General features: G+C 71.3%; 14 protein-coding genes and 2 pseudogenes. 8 read left to right on the forward strand and 8 right to left on the reverse strand.

Annotation, left to right across the window (positions count from 1 at the left end; genetic code table 11):
* Window positions 1-100: 100 nt before the first annotated feature.
* A complete protein-coding gene (locus ACWEKM_RS32005; protein WP_451624758.1) occupies window positions 101-2,509 on the reverse strand; it encodes a BTAD domain-containing putative transcriptional regulator in 2,409 nt (802 codons plus the stop codon).
* A gap of 107 nt (window positions 2,510-2,616) precedes the next feature.
* Between ACWEKM_RS32005 and ACWEKM_RS32010 the strand changes: the two are divergent.
* Window positions 2,617-2,760 (forward strand): annotated as a pseudogene (locus tag ACWEKM_RS32010) (IS110 family transposase); the annotation flags it as partial.
* Window positions 2,761-3,239: 479 nt separating this feature from the next.
* Window positions 3,240-3,452 carry a hypothetical protein gene (locus ACWEKM_RS32015; RefSeq protein ID WP_451624759.1) on the forward strand — a complete coding sequence of 71 codons (213 nt, stop codon included), beginning with the start codon at window positions 3,240-3,242 and terminating at the stop codon, window positions 3,450-3,452.
* A gap of 145 nt (window positions 3,453-3,597) precedes the next feature.
* Here ACWEKM_RS32015 and ACWEKM_RS32020 read toward each other — a convergent pair.
* Window positions 3,598-3,714 (reverse strand): annotated as a pseudogene (locus ACWEKM_RS32020) (DUF255 domain-containing protein); the annotation flags it as partial.
* Window positions 3,715-3,971: 257 nt separating this feature from the next.
* On the opposite strand from ACWEKM_RS32020, the gene ACWEKM_RS32025 reads away from it, so the two are divergent.
* Window positions 3,972-7,172 (forward strand): tetratricopeptide repeat protein, encoded by a 3,201-nt coding sequence (locus tag ACWEKM_RS32025; protein WP_451624760.1) that lies wholly within the window; start codon window positions 3,972-3,974, stop codon window positions 7,170-7,172.
* Between the two features lie 6 nt (window positions 7,173-7,178).
* On the opposite strand, the gene ACWEKM_RS32030 is transcribed toward ACWEKM_RS32025, so the two are convergent.
* Window positions 7,179-7,418 carry a hypothetical protein gene (locus tag ACWEKM_RS32030; protein ID WP_451624761.1) on the reverse strand — a complete coding sequence of 80 codons (240 nt, stop codon included), beginning with the start codon at window positions 7,416-7,418 and terminating at the stop codon, window positions 7,179-7,181.
* A 1-nt stretch (window position 7,419) separates the two neighbouring features.
* Window positions 7,420-8,301, reverse strand: a complete 882-nt coding sequence (gene mca / locus ACWEKM_RS32035; protein ID WP_451624762.1) for a mycothiol conjugate amidase Mca — start codon at window positions 8,299-8,301, stop codon at window positions 7,420-7,422.
* 200 nt (window positions 8,302-8,501) lie between these two features.
* Between mca and ACWEKM_RS32040 the strand changes: the two genes are divergently transcribed.
* Together ACWEKM_RS32040 and greA are read left to right on the forward strand one after the other, a co-directional pair.
* Entirely contained in the window at window positions 8,502-8,900 is a 399-nt protein-coding gene (locus ACWEKM_RS32040) for a DUF4307 domain-containing protein (protein WP_451624763.1), read from the forward strand.
* 168 nt (window positions 8,901-9,068) lie between these two features.
* Entirely contained in the window at window positions 9,069-9,569 is a 501-nt protein-coding gene (gene greA, locus ACWEKM_RS32045) for a transcription elongation factor GreA (RefSeq protein ID WP_451624764.1), read from the forward strand.
* A 137-nt stretch (window positions 9,570-9,706) separates the two neighbouring features.
* Here greA and ACWEKM_RS32050 read toward each other — a convergent pair whose 3' ends face one another.
* From ACWEKM_RS32050 to ilvA, 3 genes are all read right to left on the reverse strand, one after another.
* Complete coding sequence (locus tag ACWEKM_RS32050; RefSeq protein WP_451624765.1) at window positions 9,707-10,507, reverse strand: ABC transporter permease; 801 nt, start codon at window positions 10,505-10,507, stop codon at window positions 9,707-9,709.
* Window positions 10,504-11,538: an ATP-binding cassette domain-containing protein gene (locus ACWEKM_RS32055; protein WP_451624766.1), complete on the reverse strand. Its 1,035-nt coding sequence runs from the start codon at window positions 11,536-11,538 to the stop codon at window positions 10,504-10,506. The genes ACWEKM_RS32050 and ACWEKM_RS32055 overlap by 4 nt, the downstream gene beginning before the upstream one ends.
* A gap of 252 nt (window positions 11,539-11,790) precedes the next feature.
* A complete protein-coding gene (gene ilvA, locus ACWEKM_RS32060) occupies window positions 11,791-13,020 on the reverse strand; it encodes a threonine ammonia-lyase (RefSeq protein ID WP_451624767.1) in 1,230 nt (409 codons plus the stop codon).
* 167 nt (window positions 13,021-13,187) lie between these two features.
* On the opposite strand from ilvA, the gene ACWEKM_RS32065 reads away from it, so the two are divergent.
* The 3 genes from ACWEKM_RS32065 to ACWEKM_RS32075 all read left to right on the forward strand — a co-directional run bounded on the left by ACWEKM_RS32065 (window position 13,188) and on the right by ACWEKM_RS32075 (window position 14,625).
* Window positions 13,188-13,688: a MarR family winged helix-turn-helix transcriptional regulator gene (locus tag ACWEKM_RS32065; RefSeq protein ID WP_451624783.1), complete on the forward strand. Its 501-nt coding sequence runs from the start codon at window positions 13,188-13,190 to the stop codon at window positions 13,686-13,688.
* A gap of 141 nt (window positions 13,689-13,829) precedes the next feature.
* Window positions 13,830-14,348 (forward strand): sigma factor-like helix-turn-helix DNA-binding protein, encoded by a 519-nt coding sequence (locus ACWEKM_RS32070; protein WP_451624768.1) that lies wholly within the window; start codon window positions 13,830-13,832, stop codon window positions 14,346-14,348.
* Between the two features lie 25 nt (window positions 14,349-14,373).
* Window positions 14,374-14,625 (forward strand): hypothetical protein, encoded by a 252-nt coding sequence (locus ACWEKM_RS32075; RefSeq protein WP_451624769.1) that lies wholly within the window; start codon window positions 14,374-14,376, stop codon window positions 14,623-14,625.
* 21 nt (window positions 14,626-14,646) lie between these two features.
* Here ACWEKM_RS32075 and ACWEKM_RS32080 read toward each other — a convergent pair whose 3' ends face one another.
* Window positions 14,647-15,801, reverse strand: a complete 1,155-nt coding sequence (locus tag ACWEKM_RS32080) for a cystathionine gamma-synthase (protein ID WP_451624770.1) — start codon at window positions 15,799-15,801, stop codon at window positions 14,647-14,649.
* Between the last annotated feature and the right edge of the window lie 708 nt (window positions 15,802-16,509).

Here is a 16,509-nt window from a genome sequence, read left to right on the forward strand (position 1 = left end):
CAGGGCGTTTCGGCAACGCCGCGTGGGGGCACCTCCCGGCCGAAGGCTGGGGGAGTGCGTGCCAGACGCCGCACGCCGGGCGCCCATTCTGTTCGGAGCTCTACGGCACGCGCTCCCCGGAGCGGACGCCCCGGGCCCCGGCCGAGCGCATCGCCGTGGCGGTCAGCGTCGCGCTCTGCTCCAGCAGGCCGATGCCCCGGCAGGCGACTGCCAGACCGAGCAGCGCCATGCGGTACGCCTCGGACTCCCGGGAGCCGGTGACCCCGCCGTCGTACCTCCCGCCGTTCTCCTCCTCGCAGACGCAGCCGCCCTCCGTCGACAGGACGAACCGCAGGTTGCGCGCGAGCTGCGCGGCCGGGCCGAAGAACTCCTCGTGCCCGGAAGCGCACAGCATCTCCACCATCGCGGGCAGCTCCCGCTCGCAGATCTCCGTCGCCTTCTTGCGGCTGTTGATCTCGGGGAGGTGGGGGACGGCGTCGGGTCCGGCCCCGGACCCGTCGTCCGGCCGCCCGAGCAGGAGGCAGCTTCGGGAGGTGACCGCCAGATGGTGGGCGAGCAGCCGACGGAGCGTGGAGCGCCGCCCGCCGCCGCGCAGGAGCTGCTCGAACTCCCCCGTGCCCGCCGTGACACCGGCCACGAGCCCGTGCAGGGCGTAGCGGCCGAGGTGGGGCTGTTCGAGGAGGTTCACGTCGAGCAGGCCCTCCAGCAGCAGCTCGGCTTCGGCCGGACAGGTGCCGAGCAGGGCGGCCGCCTCGTACACGTCCATGCTCGCGTCCGGCACCAGGGCCAGCACGCACAGGGCGTGGCGTTGCGCCTCGGTCAGCGCGTCGAAGGAGAGCTGGAGCACCGACCGGACGCTCCGGTCACCCACCTGGAGTTCGGCGGCACGACGGCGCATGTCACCCAGGCGCTCCACCAGATGGGACAACGTCCAGGTGGGGCGGCTGCGCAGTTTGGCGGCGGCCAGGCGCAGTGCCAGCGGGAGTCCCCCGCAGTACGCGACGAGCCGTTCCGTCGCCTCGGGCTCCAGTTCGCCCCCGAGCAGCCGCTCGACGAGTTCTCGGGAGTCGCCCGCGCTCATCCGGGAGACCGGGCAGGGCTCGGTGCCGTCGAGGCCGTAGAGGCGACGGCGGCTGGTGATCAGGGTGAGGGACCCGTTGCCCGGCGGCAGCAGCGGCACGATCTGCGCCTCGCTCGCGGCGTTGTCGAGCAGCAGCAGCACCTTGGACTCGGCCAGCCGGGCGCGCCACATGGCCACCTGGCTGTCCAGGTCCGCCGGGATGCGCTTCGCCTCGATCCCCAGTGAGCCCAGCAGCACCTGAAGCACCTCGGCGGGTTCGCGGGGCCGCTCGCACGGACTGAACCCGTGCAGGTCGACGTAGAACTGGCCGTGCGGGCAGTCCTGGGCCAGCCGGTGGGCCACGTGCAGGGCGAGAGCCGTCTTGCCGATGCCGCCCATGCCGTCGACGCAGATCAGCAGCGGCCCCGGGCCCCGGGAGCCCGCCCTGGCGGTCCGCAGCAGGGTGTCCACCTCCTCCCGGCGGCCGACGAAGTCGGTCGGCCCGTGGGGCAGGGTGCAGGTGGCCCGGACGCGTGCCTTCTGGACCCGTGGTGCCACATGCTGTCTACCCGCGTCAAGCTCGGTGGCGATGGGCTGTTCGTAGTCGCGGGGCGGGGCTCCGGCCCGCAGGTAGGCGAGCGCGTCACCGCACAGCACCGCTTCGTGCACCTGGGCCAGCGAGTGATCGGGGTCGATGCCCAGTTCGTCGCGGAGCAGGGTGCGTATCTCGGCGTACTCGGCGAGCGCGTCGGCCTGCCTGCCCGAGAGGGACAGCGCGAGCATGAGCTGTGCGCGCAGGTCCTCCGCGAGCGGGTGCTGCGCCACGAGGTCCCGGAGGTCCTCTATCACCAGCGCCGGTGGCGACGAGCGCAGCCGCAGCGAGATCAGTTCCTTCTGGACCGCGAGCCGCCGCTCTTCCACCACCCGTGCGGCCGCGCGAATCAGGCCGTTCTCCAGCTCGTCGCCGTCGACGATGTCGGCCGCGACCTGACCGCGGAAGAGGGACAGGGCCGTCTGCAGTTCCTGGATGAGCTGGGCCTCGCCTGCTCCGCCCTCCGCCAGCTTGCGGACCCACAGCCGGCGTTGGTTGAACTCCACCAGGTCGGACTCGGTCGCGCCGACGTTCAGCCGGTAGTTCGGGCCGTCGGTGAGCAGGTGCGCACCCGCGCCCGGTATCGACTGGCGGAGTTGGGCGACCGCCTTGCGCACCTGGTTGGAGGCGGTCGCCGGGCACCACGGGCCCCAGACCGCCCTGGCGAGGCGGGGGGTGCTGAGCACTTCGCCGGGGGACAGCATCAGCACGGTGAGCACGCGGCGTGCCACGGTGCCGGGCAGACGGGCAGGTGAATCCCCGCAACGCACCGCGACCGACCCCAGCACCTGGAAGCGCAGACCCCCTTCCCGCGAGGTCATGCGGCGGGCTCGCAGAACGCGGGCCGTGCCGTCCACCGCTCTCCTGCGGCGGTGACGGACCTCGGACATCGGTGGTCGGCCGACGGCGCCTGATCGCACTGCTGAGGCCGAAGGCGCCCAGGATGACCGAGCGGCGGGTCGAGGCCTGCTACGAGCGGAAGAAGGCCGAGGGGAGACGGCACAGGCAGGCCCTGATGTGTCTCACCCCCCGCCGTGCCCACCTGCTCTTCGCGACGCTCCGCGACGGCACCTTTTTCCAGCCCCATGCCATTCCCCAAACCGCCTGAACTACGACAGAAAAACTGCCCCACCCCTTGACAAAAGGGATAAGGGCACCGCACACGGGAAGACAGACTCGGCAACACCAGCAAGCACCGATGCCTCACTGCCTAACACAAGAGGTAAACAAATTTGCAGGTAATACCCACGAATATCATTCGCAAACGGGTCCGAATCGGCCCCGCCACCCCTGGGGACAAATGAGATATCACTACGCGATTCATGTGCCTCGATGGGCGGAATCATCCCATTCTGCCGCCCGCTGTCGATGCCGGATCGACTGAAAGCGTGCGGCCTTCGCGCATTCAGATTCCATCCGGCGCCGTCATCGTCCGTCGCCGACGAGACCGGCGGGGGGGGCGACAGGCCTGAGGTTCCCCCGGGATGACTCTGCCGACCATTTCACAGGGCGGTATTTTTGATCTCGTCACAGCGGGATTCTTCGCATGATGTGTCGTTTCGCGCGGGAAGCCCGGAGTGGTGATCCGTGACGTCGATGTGGCCGAGTAAGTCGTACGAGATACCGGTGCAGATGGCGCAGGTGGCACTTGCCGCGTTCCCGAAGGACTCGCCGGCCATCGGGGTCCGTGACACGCTGGGCGCGGTCTTCGGCGACGCCCAGTTCATGGATCTGTTCGCGGTGCGTGGGCATCCGGCTCTGTCGCCCGCGAGGCTCACGATGGCCACGGTGTTGAGATAAGCCGAGGGGCTCAGCGACCGGTAAGCGGCGGATGCGGTGCGCGGCCACCCGAACGGGCAGCGGGCCTCCGACTACCACTTGCCCCGCGCGGCAACAGCGCGAGGAGCCGTCCGTGCAGGTCGGCACGGACGGGTACCGGCTGTTGGACATTGCGCCGCCGGGCTTCCTCGAAGGCGGCGGTCCCCCAGGACCACCGGTCCACGGGGCCGTCCGCGTGCTGGAGCAGATACGGGGACGTGGCGTGCGCGAGCCGGTTGGCCATGCCCCCACCCTCGCGCACTTCACGGACGCCCGGCTCGTACGCGCTTCGGCGTGCGCCCCCCTTTTCCTCCTTTCCGCTCCCCCCTTTTTCCTCTTTTCGCCCTTTTCGCCGTTTTCCCCATTTTCCGCTTTCTCCACGCGCCGGTGCCGGTGTGTTCCCGGGCGTTTCCGGCCCTCCGTGATCGCCGACCCCTCGCGCTCGCGCCCGATGCGCAGGACACTCGTAGCAATGGAGTTGCGGCCGGAGGGGGACGGGACATGCGGGAGGGCCATCGGGCCGAGGCCGAGCGGCTCATGGTGCGGGCCGTGGAGGAGGAGGTACGCCGCTCGGGCGGGCGCATCGACGGGCAGGTGCTGCTGTCACGGGCACGCGGCTCGCTGGACACCATGGCGCAGACGGCCGCCGAGGAGTACACGGCGTACACCCACGCACTCGACGAGACGGAGGCCGGCCGGCTGACCTTCGGACAGCGGTATGCGCGGGAAGGCGCCGGAACTCCCCTGCTGGTGGCGGGCGTTGCGGCGGTGGCCGCGACCGTGGCCGACCTGTCGCTGGGCACCGGGGCGAGCACCGCCCTCGGCGCGGGCGTGACCGTCGGCGTCGTGGGCGCCGCCGCCACCGTGGTGAAGGTGGCCGGCTCCCATCTGCCGGCCGCCCATCACCGGGCGGGCGCGGCCGGCCAGCCGGGCGGACCCGAGCAGTTGCGGCTGCAGTGGCTGACGGCACTGGAGGTGCGCGGCATCCGGCCCTTCCTCGACCAGCAGCGGGTACTCAGCGCCTCCACGGGCCCGAAGAAGACGGGCCCCCAGCTGCGCGGCTCGGACAAGAGCGCGGCGGCCCGCAGGCGCGCCGTGCTCAGCGAGTCCTTCGGTCAACTCCCCACCCCGGACGGCCCGTTCGCCGGGCGCCGGGCGGAGATGGCGCAGCTCAGGCAGTGGGTGCAGGCGGCCCGGGCGAGCACGGAGACCCGGCCGACGGTGGTCGTGCTGCACGGCAGACCGGGCTCGGGCCGCACCACCCTCGCGGTCCGTGCCACGCACGAGCTGCGGGACCACTTCCGCGGCGCGGTCGTCGTCGATCTGCGCGGGGCCAGCCGGGAAGAACCGCCGCTGCCGACCCGCGACGCCCTGCTGCATCTGCTCAACCGGCTCGGGGCGCCCCGCGAGCAACTCCTGTTCCGTGAGCGTTCCTCCCCCGACCAGCAGCTGAAGCGGCTGAGCGAGCTGTACCACCAGCATCTGACGGGCCTGCCGGTGACGATCGTGCTGGACGACGCCTCGGATCCCGAGCAGATCCGCACCCTCGTGCCCGAGCGCTCCGACAGCCTGGTCCTGGTCACCGCCCGCGAGCCGCTCCAGCTGCCCGCCGACCTCCCGGCCTGGGTGCACCAGCTGCCGGTCGAACCGCTGGACGCGGCGGGCGCCGAGGAGCTGCTGGGCGCCGCCACACAGGACGCGTCGGAGCCGTACGACGCCGAATCCGCGGACCGGATCCGCCAGTTGTGCGGCGGTCTGCCGCTGGCCCTGCACATCGCCGGCTCCTCGCTGGGCCCGCGCTCACCGCGCCGACTGGCCACGGACCTCGATGCATACGGCCCGGTGGATCCGGTCGAGCGCGTCCTGTGGCTCCGCTACACCGACCAGTCCGAGACGGCCCGCCGGCTGCTGCGCCGGCTCGCCCTGGCCGGGCGCGCCTCCCTGGGCGCCGCGGCGGCGGCCGCCCTGCTCGCCACGGACGAGGCGGAGGCTTCCCGCCGGCTGGCCGCGCTCGCCCGCGCGGGCCTGATCGCCCCGGTGCGGGGCCGCCGGTACCGGCTGCACGACCTGGTCCGGGCGTTCGCCCACGCCCGCCTCCTGGACGAGGAGGAGCCGGCCCAGCGCACGGCGGCGCAGGAGCGGCTGATCGAGAACTACGGTGAGCTGGCGGACTCCGTGCTCCGCCTGGTCGACGGGAACATGTCGACCCGCTCGGACCGCTTCGGCCCGCACGGCTTCACCTCCCTCGACGAGGCGCTGCGCTGGCTGGACGACGAGTCCAGCTTCATCACGGCGGCGCTGCGCCATGCGGAGGGCGTGAACCAGGCGGCCGTACTGAACCTGCTCGGCGCGCTGTGCGACTACTGCCTGCTGCGCGGCGACCTGTACCGGCTGGGCGAGATCAGCGAACTGGCCCAGGCCGTCGACCAGGGCCTGCTGATCCGTTCGGTGCAGTGGCGCACCGGCATCGCCGCCCGCCAGCTCGGCGAGCTGGACAAGGCCCGTACGACGCTCAGCTCGGTCGTCGACCTCTATCTGGAGGCCCATCACGACGCGGGCGCGGCCCGTGCCCTGTGCTCCCTGGGCATCACGCTGCACCACCAGGGCGCTCTCACGGAGGCCGCGGCCAAGCTCCAGGAGGCCCTGGACCTCCAGGCGGCACCCGAACTGGCCACCGACCGGGCCTGGACGATGCACGCGCTGGCCGCCGTGCAGCGCGACCGCGCCCGGCTGCCGGAGGCCCTGGACCTGCTGGAGCGGTCCCTGGACCTGCACCGCGAGGGCGGCTCGGTGCACGGCGAGGCGTGGGCGCACTTCCAGTTGGGCCAGCTGGCGCTGCGGATGGGCGACGTACCGCGCGCGGAGCGGGAGCTGCGGGCCGCCCTCGACCGCTACGGCCGCACCCGCGACGCCCGCGGCGAGGCATGGGCCCTCACCCAGCTGGCCCGGGCCCGGCTCGTCGAGGGCGAGGCGTCCCAGGCGGCCGAGGCGTTGCGGCAGGCCGCGGCCCGGCACCGGGACAACGAGGACGCGCGTGGTGAGGCATGGACGGTCTACTACCTCGGGCAGGCCCTGGAGGAGACGGGCGACCTGGACCGGTCCGTACGTGAGCTGGAGCGGTCGCGCACGATGTTCTCCCGGATGCGGGACGTCTACGGCCTGGCCTGCGCCCGTCACCACTCGGCCCGGGTCACCCGGGACCAGCGCGCCGCCCAGACGGGCTCGCTGCGCAACTCCGGGTTCGCCCGCCAGCTCCTGATGGACGCCCGCGCCGATTTCCAGCGCATCGGCGTCACCCACGGCGAGGCATGGACCTGCCTGGAGCTGGCGGTCGTGGACGCCGGCAACGCCCGCACCCAGCAGGCACTGGCCCTGTGCGACGAGGCGATCGGCCTGTTCACCTCGTACGGCGACCAGCGCGGCGAGGACTGGGCCCGCTTCCTGCGCTGCACCCTGCTGCCCTACGCCGCCCCCGGCGGCATGGAGGTCGGCACGGCGGTGGCGCAGGAGGAACTGGCCCAGCTCGCCCGCGCGACACATGCCGCCCGGGACGGCAAGCTGACCGAGTATCTGGCGGCGTACGGGCTGCTGCTGGAGCGCGGTGTCCAACTGGAGGCGGGCTGGCAGGCATGGCGCCTGGGCATGGTCCCGAACCGGCACGCCCGCGAGGTAATGGGAGTGCCGGTACCCACCACACACTGACCCCGATCAGCGACGCCGGGCGTCAGCTCCGACCACCGACGCCCCGTCCCCGGCCTCGGCCTTGGGGTCCGGGGCCTCCTTGAAGTCGACCTTCTGCATGTGCTTGCTCATCGACTTCATCAGACCCCAGACCGCCAGGGCCATCACCGCGAAGACGATGAAGCCGAGGACGCCGGGGGTGACCTTGTTCTCGTCGACCTCCTTGGCGAGAGGGACGAACTGCGTCAGTGCCAGGCTCAAGCTCATATCAGGCATTGTCGCGGATGCCCGCAAAGAGGTCGTCCTCGGGGAGGGAGGTGTCGACGAGCGACTTCGCCAGCTCGTACTCCTCCGTCGGCCAGACCTCCTTCTGCAGCTCCATCGGCACCCGGAACCAGCCGCCGTCGGGGTCGATCTGGGTGGCGTGGGCGATCAGCGCCTTGTCGCGGATCTCGAAGAAGTCGGCGCACGGAATGTGCGTGGTGAGCGTGCGCTCCACGCGCACAAACTCCGACCAGCGCTTGAGCCAGTCCCCGTAGGGCGACTCCAGGCCGCGGTCCAGCATCGCCTGGTGCAGCGCCTCGGTGCGGGGGCGGTTGAAGCCCTGGTTGTAGTAGAGCTTGAGCGACTGGAAGACCGGGCCGAACTCGGACTCCGGGTACTTCTCGGCGTCCGCCGCGCCCTCGAAGGCCACCATCGTGATCTTGTGGGTCATGATGTGGTCGGGGTGCGGGTAGCCGCCGTTCTCGTCATAGGTGGTGATCACCTGGGGACGGAAGGAGCGGATCTGCTTCACGAGTTCACCGGCCGCCTTGTCGACGTCCTCCAGGGCGAAACAGCCCTCGGGCAGCGGCGGCAGCGGGTCGCCCTCGGGCAGCCCGGAGTCGACGAAGCCGAGCCACTCCTGCCTGACGCCGAGGATCTCGCGGGCCTCGTCCATCTCCTTCTTGCGTACCTCGTGAATGTGCTCCTCGATGTAGCTGTCACCCTGCAGCTTCGGATTGAGGATGGAGCCGCGCTCCCCGCCTGTGCAGGTCACGACCAGCACGTCCACCCCCTCCGACACGTACTTCGCCATGGTGGCCGCGCCCTTGCTCGACTCGTCGTCGGGGTGCGCATGAACGGCCATCAGTCGCAGCTGGTCAGTCAAGACTCAATCCTCGGTAGGTCGGCGCCCGGGTCTTCGGGTGCAATCCAATAGTGCCGTGCCGCGGGGACGTCGCAGAGGGGTCGCGATCGGGTGGCACGCGAGCGGCTTCTATAGTGACCGAATCGGGGGGCGAATAATTCCACGGTCCGGTCCGGGGCCCTTGTCCGGACTCCCGTCCCGTTCCTGCCGAGAGGACGATCATGAGCACGGCGAGCACGCGGCTGCCCGAGGGCCGGTACGGGCGTTCGTCGGACGAGCGCGCCGACCACCGGCTCAAGATCGTCGGCGCGGTGCTCGGCGCGGCCCTGCTCACGCTGGTCGGTTACTTCGCCTACCACTACGTCGTGCAGAGCGAGATCAGCGCCCAGGTGATCACCTTCAAAGCCTCGGACGACGCGGTCGAGGTGCATCTGGAGGTCCACAAGGACGCCGGGACCGCTGGCTACTGCACGGTGCGCTCGCAGGCCGCGGACGGCGCCGAGGTGGGCCGGGCGGACTTCCGCTTCACCGGCTCGGCCACCCGCATCGACGAGGTCGTCACGCTGCGTACGACGTCCCGGGGCACGACGGCCGAGCTGCTGGGCTGCCACGCCGGGTGAGGCCATCCGTCTTGCGTAGGCCCTGACCTGTGCTGACGCGATTCTGACGGCTTATGTCCTCCCCCTTGTGCCGTTGAATTGTTAGGCTCGTGGTTTCGCCCACCCGTGAAGGAACATTCTTCTGGGTAGGGCGATGCTTTGTATTCCCGGTACCGACGAGGAGCACCTGTGACCCAGACCAGCGAGAACGTCACCTGGCTGACCCAGGAGGCGTACAACCAGCTCAAGGCCGAGCTGGAGCACCTGTCTGGTCCTGCGCGTACGGAGATCGCCGCCAAGATCGCGGCCGCGCGCGAGGAGGGCGACCTGCGCGAGAACGGCGGTTATCACGCAGCCAAGGAGGAGCAGGGCAAGCAGGAGCTCCGTGTGCGCCAGCTGACCCAACTCCTGGAGAACGCCAAGGTCGGCGAGGCTCCCGCATCGGCGGACGGTGCGGTCGCCCCCGGCATGGTGGTGACGATCGCCTTCGACGGCGACGAGAACGACACGCTGACGTTCCTGCTCGCCTCCCGCGAGTACGCGAGCGCCGACATCGAGACGTACTCCCCGCAGTCCCCGCTGGGTACCGGTGTGATCGGCCACAAGGTGGGCGAGGACGCGGAGTACGAACTGCCCAACGGCAAGCGGGCCTCGGTGAAGATCCTCAAGGCCGAGCCCTACTCAAGCTGACCCGGCCGCCTGTTTCCGGGTGAGGCCCCCGGCGTCCTGTCGATCCCGCGGACGCCGGGGGTCTCGCCCTGCCGGGCGGACGAAGTGCCGCATGGGCCAGACGGAGTGCCGCACGGACCAGGCGGAACACGGAGCTGTCAGCCGGCCGCCCGGCGATACTTGCGGACCGCGAGGGTGCGGAAGAGCAGGATGATCACGACCGACCAGATCAGCGAGGCCCACACCGGATGCTGCATGGGCCAGGCGTCGGACGCGTTGAAGCCCGGCGGAAGGTTGCCGAACAGTTCGCGGCACGCCTGCACTGTGGCGCTGAACGGGTTCCACTCCGCGATATGCCGCAGGAAGGTCGGCAGGTGGCTCGCGTCCACGAACGCGTTCGATATGAAGGTCAGCGGGAACAGCCAGATCAGGCCGCCCGAGGTGGCCGCTTCGGGAGTGCGTACGGACAGGCCGATGAGCGCGCCGATCCATGAGAACGCGTACCCGAGCAGCAGGAGCAGGCCGAATCCGGCGAGCACCTTGCCGAAGTTCTCATGCGTGCGCCAGCCGACGATCACGGCGACGATCGCCAGGACGACGAGGGTGAGCGCCGTCTGCACCAGGTCGGCGAGGGTGCGCCCGGTCAGGACCGCGCCGCGCGCCATGGGCAGGGAGCGGAAACGGTCGATGAGCCCCTTGTGCATGTCGTCGGCGATGCCCGCACCGGCACCCGCCGTGGCGAACGTGACGGTCTGGGCGAAGATACCGGCCATCAGAAACTCGCGGTACGCCTGGGTGGAGTTGGACGAGCCGACCTGGATCGAGCCGCCGAAGACGTAGGTGAACAACACCACGAACATGATGGGCTGGAACAGCCCAAAAATCAGCATCTCGGGAATCCGACCCATACGAATCAAATTCCGGCGAGCCACGACCAGGGAGTCGTTCACGGCACTCACTTCGCGGTCTCCTTGCTGGTGTCCTTGGTTGCGTCCTTGCCGTCGGCCCGGCCGCCGTCCGTGGTGTCCGGGCCGGCCGCGTCGTCCGTGGTCTCGGCCAGGTGTCCGGTCAGGGACAGGAACACATCGTCGAGGGTGGGGCGGCGCAGCCCGATGTCGTCTATCTCGATGCCGCGGCTGTCCAGTTCTCGGATCACCTCGGCGAGCAGCTTGGCGCCGCCGGTGACGGGCACGGTCAGCTTGCGGGTGTGCTCCTCGACCGTGGTGTCGCCCTTGCCGAAGCCGCGCAGCACCTCGGCTGCGGTCGTGATGTGCTCCCGCTCGTGCACCACGACCTCGACGCGCTCGCCGCCGGTACGGGCCTTGAGCTGGTCGGAGGTGCCCTTGGCGATGACCCGGCCGTGGTCGACGACTGCGATCTCATGGGCGAGGTGGTCGGCCTCTTCGAGGTACTGGGTGGTGAGCAGCAGCGTCGTGCCGCCGGAGACCAGCTGCTTGATGACCTCCCACAGCTGCTGGCGGTTGCGCGGGTCGAGGCCGGTCGTCGGCTCGTCCATGAACATCACGGGCGGTGACACCACGAGGGCCGCCGCGAGGTCGAGTCGGCGGCGCATGCCTCCGGAGTAGGTCTTCGCGGGTCGGTCGGCGGCCTCGGTGAGGTGGAACTGCTCCAGCAGCTCCACGGCGCGGGTCTTGGCCGCCTTCGCCCTCATCTGGTAGAGCTGGCCGACCATCTGCAGGTTCTCGCGGCCGGTGAGGTATTCGTCGACCGCCGCGAACTGGCCGGACAGGCCGATGGAGCGGCGCACGGTGTCGGGATGCTTGAGCACGTCCACGCCCGCGACGATCGCCTTGCCGCTGTCGGGACGCAGCAGGGTCGTCAGACAGCGGACGCTCGTCGTCTTGCCCGCGCCGTTCGGCCCGAGCAGGCCGAGGACCGTGCCCTCGGGGACATCGAGGTCGACGCCGTCCAGTGCCCGTACGTCGCCGAAGGTCTTGACCAGACCTTCGGCATAGATGGCGCCTGGCATGTGTGTCTCCACGTCGTCGGAGTTGGGTGAAGGGTTCTGGAGGATGGGTGAGGGGTGATGGGCGCGGGGGGTTGCGTGGGGGTGCTCGAAGGGTTGTGCAGGAACACGTTGTGCAGGAACACGTGCGACGCGTTGCGAAGGAACGTGACACACCATAACGCGATGTATCGCGTCTCTCAATAAGTTTTCCCGAACGAGTGACGCGGACGTTCCTGACCCGGAGTCAGATCCCGGCGCGCGGTCGTCGCCGCCTCAGTCGATGACGGTGTAACCCGCCTCGCGCAGGGCCTGGCCGACCTCGACGCAGTGCGTCGGCCCCTTCGTCTCCAGGTGCAGCTCAACCTCCGCCTCCGTGAGCCCGAGCCGCGGATCGGTCCGTACGTGACTCACGTCGAGCACGTTAGCGTCCACCACTGACAACGCCCCCAGGAGAGTCGCGAGGGCGCCCGGCCGGTCCGTCAGCCGCAGCCGTACGGCCAGGTAGCGGCCCTGCGCGGCCATGCCGTGCCGCAGCACCCGCTGGAGCAGCACCGGGTCGACGTTGCCCCCGGACAGCACGGCGACGACCGGCCCGGGGAAGGCGTGGGGCTCGCCCAGCAGCGCGGCGACCGGGCTCGCCCCGGCCGGCTCGACGACCAGCTTGGCCCGCTCCAGGCACAGCAGCAGCGCCGCCGAGAGCTGGTCCTCGGTGACCGTGCGGACCTCGTCGACCGACTCGGCGACGATCCGGAACGGCACGTTCCCGGGCCGTCCCACCTTGATGCCGTCCGCCATCGTCGCCGGGTGCTGGATCGCCACCGGCCGCCCGGCGGCGAGCGAGGGCGGATACGCCGCCGCGCCCTCCGCCTGCACCCCGACGATCCGCACGTCCGGGCGCAGCGCCTTCACCGCGACCGCGATGCCGGCCGCGAGCCCGCCGCCGCCGATGCCGACGACGATCGTGCCCACCTCGGGGCACTGCTCCAGGATCTCCAGCCCGACCGTGCCCTGGCCCGCGATGACGTCGGGGTGGTCGAAGGGGTGGATGAACACGGCGCCGGTCCGCTCCGCGTACTCCTGCGCGGCGGCCAGCGTCTCGTCGACCACCTGACCGTGCAGGCGCACCTCGGCCCCGTACTCCCGGGTGGCGCTGATCTTCGGCAGCGGGGCGCCCTGCGGCATGAACACGGTGGCGTGCACGCCGAGCAGCGACGAGGCCAGCGCGACACCCTGCGCGTGGTTGCCGGCGCTGGCCGCCACCACACCGGCGGCGCGTTCCTCCGGCAGCAGCCCGGCGATCCGCACATACGCGCCGCGCAGCTTGAACGAGCCCGTCCGCTGGAGGTTCTCGCACTTGAGGTGCACCGGCGCCCCCACCAGCTGGGACAGGTGCCTGCTCCCCTCCATCGCGGTCACCCGCGCCACACCCGAGAGCATCTTCTGGGCACCGCGTACGTCGTCGAGGGTGACGGGACGCGGGGAGTGGGCTGTGCTGTGGTTCATGGCTCAAGTCTCGCAGTTCACGGTCGCACAAGGCCGGTACGACCAAGCTCCGAGACCGGTTTGCGCAGCGCCGGTACGGTCCACTCCCCGGCCGCGTACCCTGTCCCCCATCCCAGCAGCCCTCATGAAGTGAGCCTCCGGCCATGCCCACAACACCTGAAATGTCGATGGACATGACGACCGTCGGTGACACCGGTCTTCTCGATACGCTCCAGCACCAGGTGGCGGTGTTCGCCCGCCGCGCGGAGCAGACCCGGCTCGGTGGCGTCGGGCAGGTGCGCAACTCCATGGACCGCGCCGCGTATCTGCTGCTCAACCGCCTTGACCAGGAAGGCCCGATGGGCGTGAAGGCGCTCGCCGCGAGCATGGGGATCGATTCGTCCACGGTGACCCGGCAGGTGGCCCCGCTGGTCGACTCCGGGCTCGTCAAGCGGACCTCGCACCCCGAGGACGGACGGGCGGTGGTGCTCCAGCTGTCGCCGCGCGGGGCGTCCCGGCTGGAGGAGGTGCGCTCGTCGAGGCGTCAGTTGATGGCCGAGCTGACACACGACTGGGCGCCGCAGGAGCGCGAGACGTTCTGTGCGCTCCTGGCGCGCTTCAACGGTGCGCTGTCCGCCCGGATGGTGCCGTCGGGCGTGCCGGCTTCGGAGACTTCGGAGCCCTCCTGACGCCGGAGTCTTGACCTTGGGCCGCCGCTGTCCTCATATGAGACCGGGGTCCCGCGGCGTACCGGGTGCCGATTCCCGGCGTACCCGAGTACCGGAGTACCGGAGTACCGGATGGGGCCCCGTCGAGGGGGAGGCGGCGCGGTGCGAGAGCGGCAGGCGTCCCAGGGCGCCCGCCGGGCCCGGGAGTTCGAGGCGTTCGTCGCGGGCGCGGCAGGGCGACTGCTGCATGCCGCGACGCTGCTCACCGCCGAGGCGCCCGAGGACAATCCACGCGCGCGGCGGCTGCTGACGCTGGCGCTCGCGCACACGTACGCGTGCTGGGACGGGCTGCGCGGCGAGGACCCCTATGACCGTGCCCGCCACTACCTCGCGACGCGTTTCGCGCGCTCGGCCTGGCACCAGTACGGCGGTTTCGGGCGCTACGGCGGCTTCGGGCGCGCCCGTCCGCACCCGGCGAGCCCGGTGGCCGGGCTCGGTCCCCAGGAGCGTCTGATCCTCGTGCTGAGGCTGTACGAGGGCGTCGCCGAGGAACAGGCGGCGGCCCTGCTGGGCCTGCCGAAGGAGCGGGTCCGCGCGATCTGCGCACGGGCGATCACCAGGCTGCTGCACCCGCCGCGGGAGAGCGCGGCAGCGGCCGTCGCGAAGGTGGCGCCGTCATGAGGCGGACGTACGGGGGGAGGCGCGGATGAGCCGGCCCGAACGGGAGGCCGCCGCACGGCGGATCATGGAACGGCTGCCGCCGCCCCCGGTGCCGCCGGACCTGCATGTGGAGGTCGTGCGGCGCGGGAGCCGCCTGCTGCGGCGCAGGACCGCCGCCCGGCGCCTGCTGTGGCTGGTCCTGCTCGCCGGGGCCGTCGCCTTCGCCGTCTGGGCGGCGACGGCCCGCCCCTGGGCGGAGCCGCCGTCCCAGACGACTCCACCGCTCACCGGCTGGTGAGCCCGGTCTAGTGAGCCCGGTCTAGCCCAGGGCCTGCTGGAGGTCTTCCAGGAGGTCGTCGACGTTCTCGATGCCCACGGAGAGCCGGACGAGGTCGGCCGGCACCTCCAGGGCCGAGCCGGCCGCGGAGGCGTGCGTCATCCGGCCGGGGTGCTCGATCAGCGATTCGACGCCGCCCAGCGATTCGCCGAGCGTGAACACCTTGGCGCGGTTGCAGACCTCGACGGCCGCCTGCTCGCCGCCCTCGACCTGGAAGGAGACCATGCCGCCGAACGCCGTCATCTGCTTGGCGGCGACCTCGTGACCGGGGTGCTCCGGCAGGCCCGGGTACAGGACGCGCGTCACGCGCGCGTGCCGGCCGAGCATGTCGGCGATCCTCGCGGCGTTCTCGCTGTGCCGCTCCATGCGCACGGCGAGCGTCTTGGTGCCGCGCAGCACCAGCCAGGAGTCGAAGGGGCCGGCGACCGCGCCCATCGCGTTCTGGTGGAACGCGAGTTCCTCGCCCAGCCCCTCGTCGGCCACGATCAGCGCGCCGCCGACGACGTCCGAGTGCCCGCCCATGTACTTGGTGAGCGAGTGCACCACCACGTCGGCGCCGAGCGCGAGCGGCTGCTGAAGGTAGGGGGTGGCGAAGGTGTTGTCGACGACGAGCCGCGCACCCGCGTCGTGGGCGACCTGGGCGACGGCGGCGATGTCGGTGATGCCGAGCAGCGGGTTGGACGGGGTCTCCACCCAGACGGCCTTGGTCTTCGGGGTGAGGGCGGCCCGTACCGCGGCCGGATCGCTGGTGTCGGCGACGGACCATTCCACCCCCCAGCGGGATACGACCTTCGCGAAGAGGCGGAACGTACCGCCGTACGCGTCGTTGGGGATGACCACGTGGCCGCCGGGGGTGAGCAGCGTACGCAGCAGAGTGTCCTCGGCGGCCAGGCCGGACGCGAAGGCGAGGCCGCGGCGACCGCCCTCCAGCGCGGCGAGGTTCTCCTCCAGGGCGGTCCTGGTGGGGTTGGCGCTGCGGCTGTACTCGTAGCCGCCGCGCAGACCGCCCACGCCGTCCTGTTTGTAGGTCGAGACCTGGTAGATCGGCGGGACGACCGCGCCGGTGAGGGGATCGGCGGTGTTGCCCGCGTGGATCGCGAGGGTCTCGAAGTGCTGACTGGTATGCCTGTCACTCATGAGGCCCGAGCGTAGTGCGCCCGCGCCCCCACCGCCGGACCATGGCTCGCCCCCACCCGAACAGGAGGGTTTTCCCTAGCGACGCCGACGACGGGTCTGCGGCGCGCGACAGCCGACGGACCACGGACCGGGAGCGGGCGAGCTGTGGACGGTGAACCGCGGCAGGCAGGCGGCCGAGGGCGGGGGCAAGTGGCTGGTGGCAGGTGGCAGGGCACAGACCACCGCGGGCGGCAGACGGCAGACCCGGGGGCGGCGGAACGGAGCCACTCGGCCACGGACGGCGAGCCTGCACGGGCAACCGACCGTAAGCGGCGGGCCACGAACGGCAGCCAGCAGTGGCCCGCAAACCGCAGGCCACAGTCCGGTGGCGGCGAACAGCGAGCCGCAGGCAGCAGACCACGGGCCGAGCCCGGCGGACAGCAGAAGGCAAGCGCGCCAGGCGGAAACCGCGAGCCATGCACGGCGGGCCGCGGGCCACGGGCGGCAGACGGCAGCGCCCAGACCGCCGGCGGCGGGACTCAAGCCCCGCACGACAACCGCAGGCCGCGGCCCACAGACCACGAGCCCGCACGCCGAAGGCCCCTGACCGCAGACCGCGGGCGGCAGGCCGTGACGGCAGACGGCAGTCCGCGGGCCGCAGGCCGGGCACAAGGCCGGAGGGCCGCAGGCCGGGCACGGCAAGGTCGCGGGGGCGCGGGCCGTATCGGC

It is taken from the genome of Streptomyces sp. NPDC004752, from assembly GCF_053601275.1.

Excerpts from the sequence above, each read along its gene's own strand:
- ACWEKM_RS32025 (WP_451624760.1), top strand. The coding sequence starts at position 3,972 with ATGCGGGAGGGCCATCGGGCCGAGGCCGAGCGGCTCATGGTGCGGGCC.
- ACWEKM_RS32030 (WP_451624761.1), bottom strand. The coding sequence starts at position 7,418 with ATGAGCTTGAGCCTGGCACTGACGCAGTTCGTCCCTCTCGCCAAGGAG.
- ACWEKM_RS32040 (WP_451624763.1), top strand. The coding sequence starts at position 8,502 with ATGAGCACGGCGAGCACGCGGCTGCCCGAGGGCCGGTACGGGCGTTCG.
- ACWEKM_RS32055 (WP_451624766.1), bottom strand. The coding sequence starts at position 11,538 with ATGCCAGGCGCCATCTATGCCGAAGGTCTGGTCAAGACCTTCGGCGAC.
- ilvA (WP_451624767.1), bottom strand. The coding sequence starts at position 13,020 with ATGAACCACAGCACAGCCCACTCCCCGCGTCCCGTCACCCTCGACGAC.
- ACWEKM_RS32065 (WP_451624783.1), top strand. The coding sequence starts at position 13,188 with ATGGACATGACGACCGTCGGTGACACCGGTCTTCTCGATACGCTCCAG.
- ACWEKM_RS32075 (WP_451624769.1), top strand. The coding sequence starts at position 14,374 with ATGAGCCGGCCCGAACGGGAGGCCGCCGCACGGCGGATCATGGAACGG.
- ACWEKM_RS32080 (WP_451624770.1), bottom strand. The coding sequence starts at position 15,801 with ATGAGTGACAGGCATACCAGTCAGCACTTCGAGACCCTCGCGATCCAC.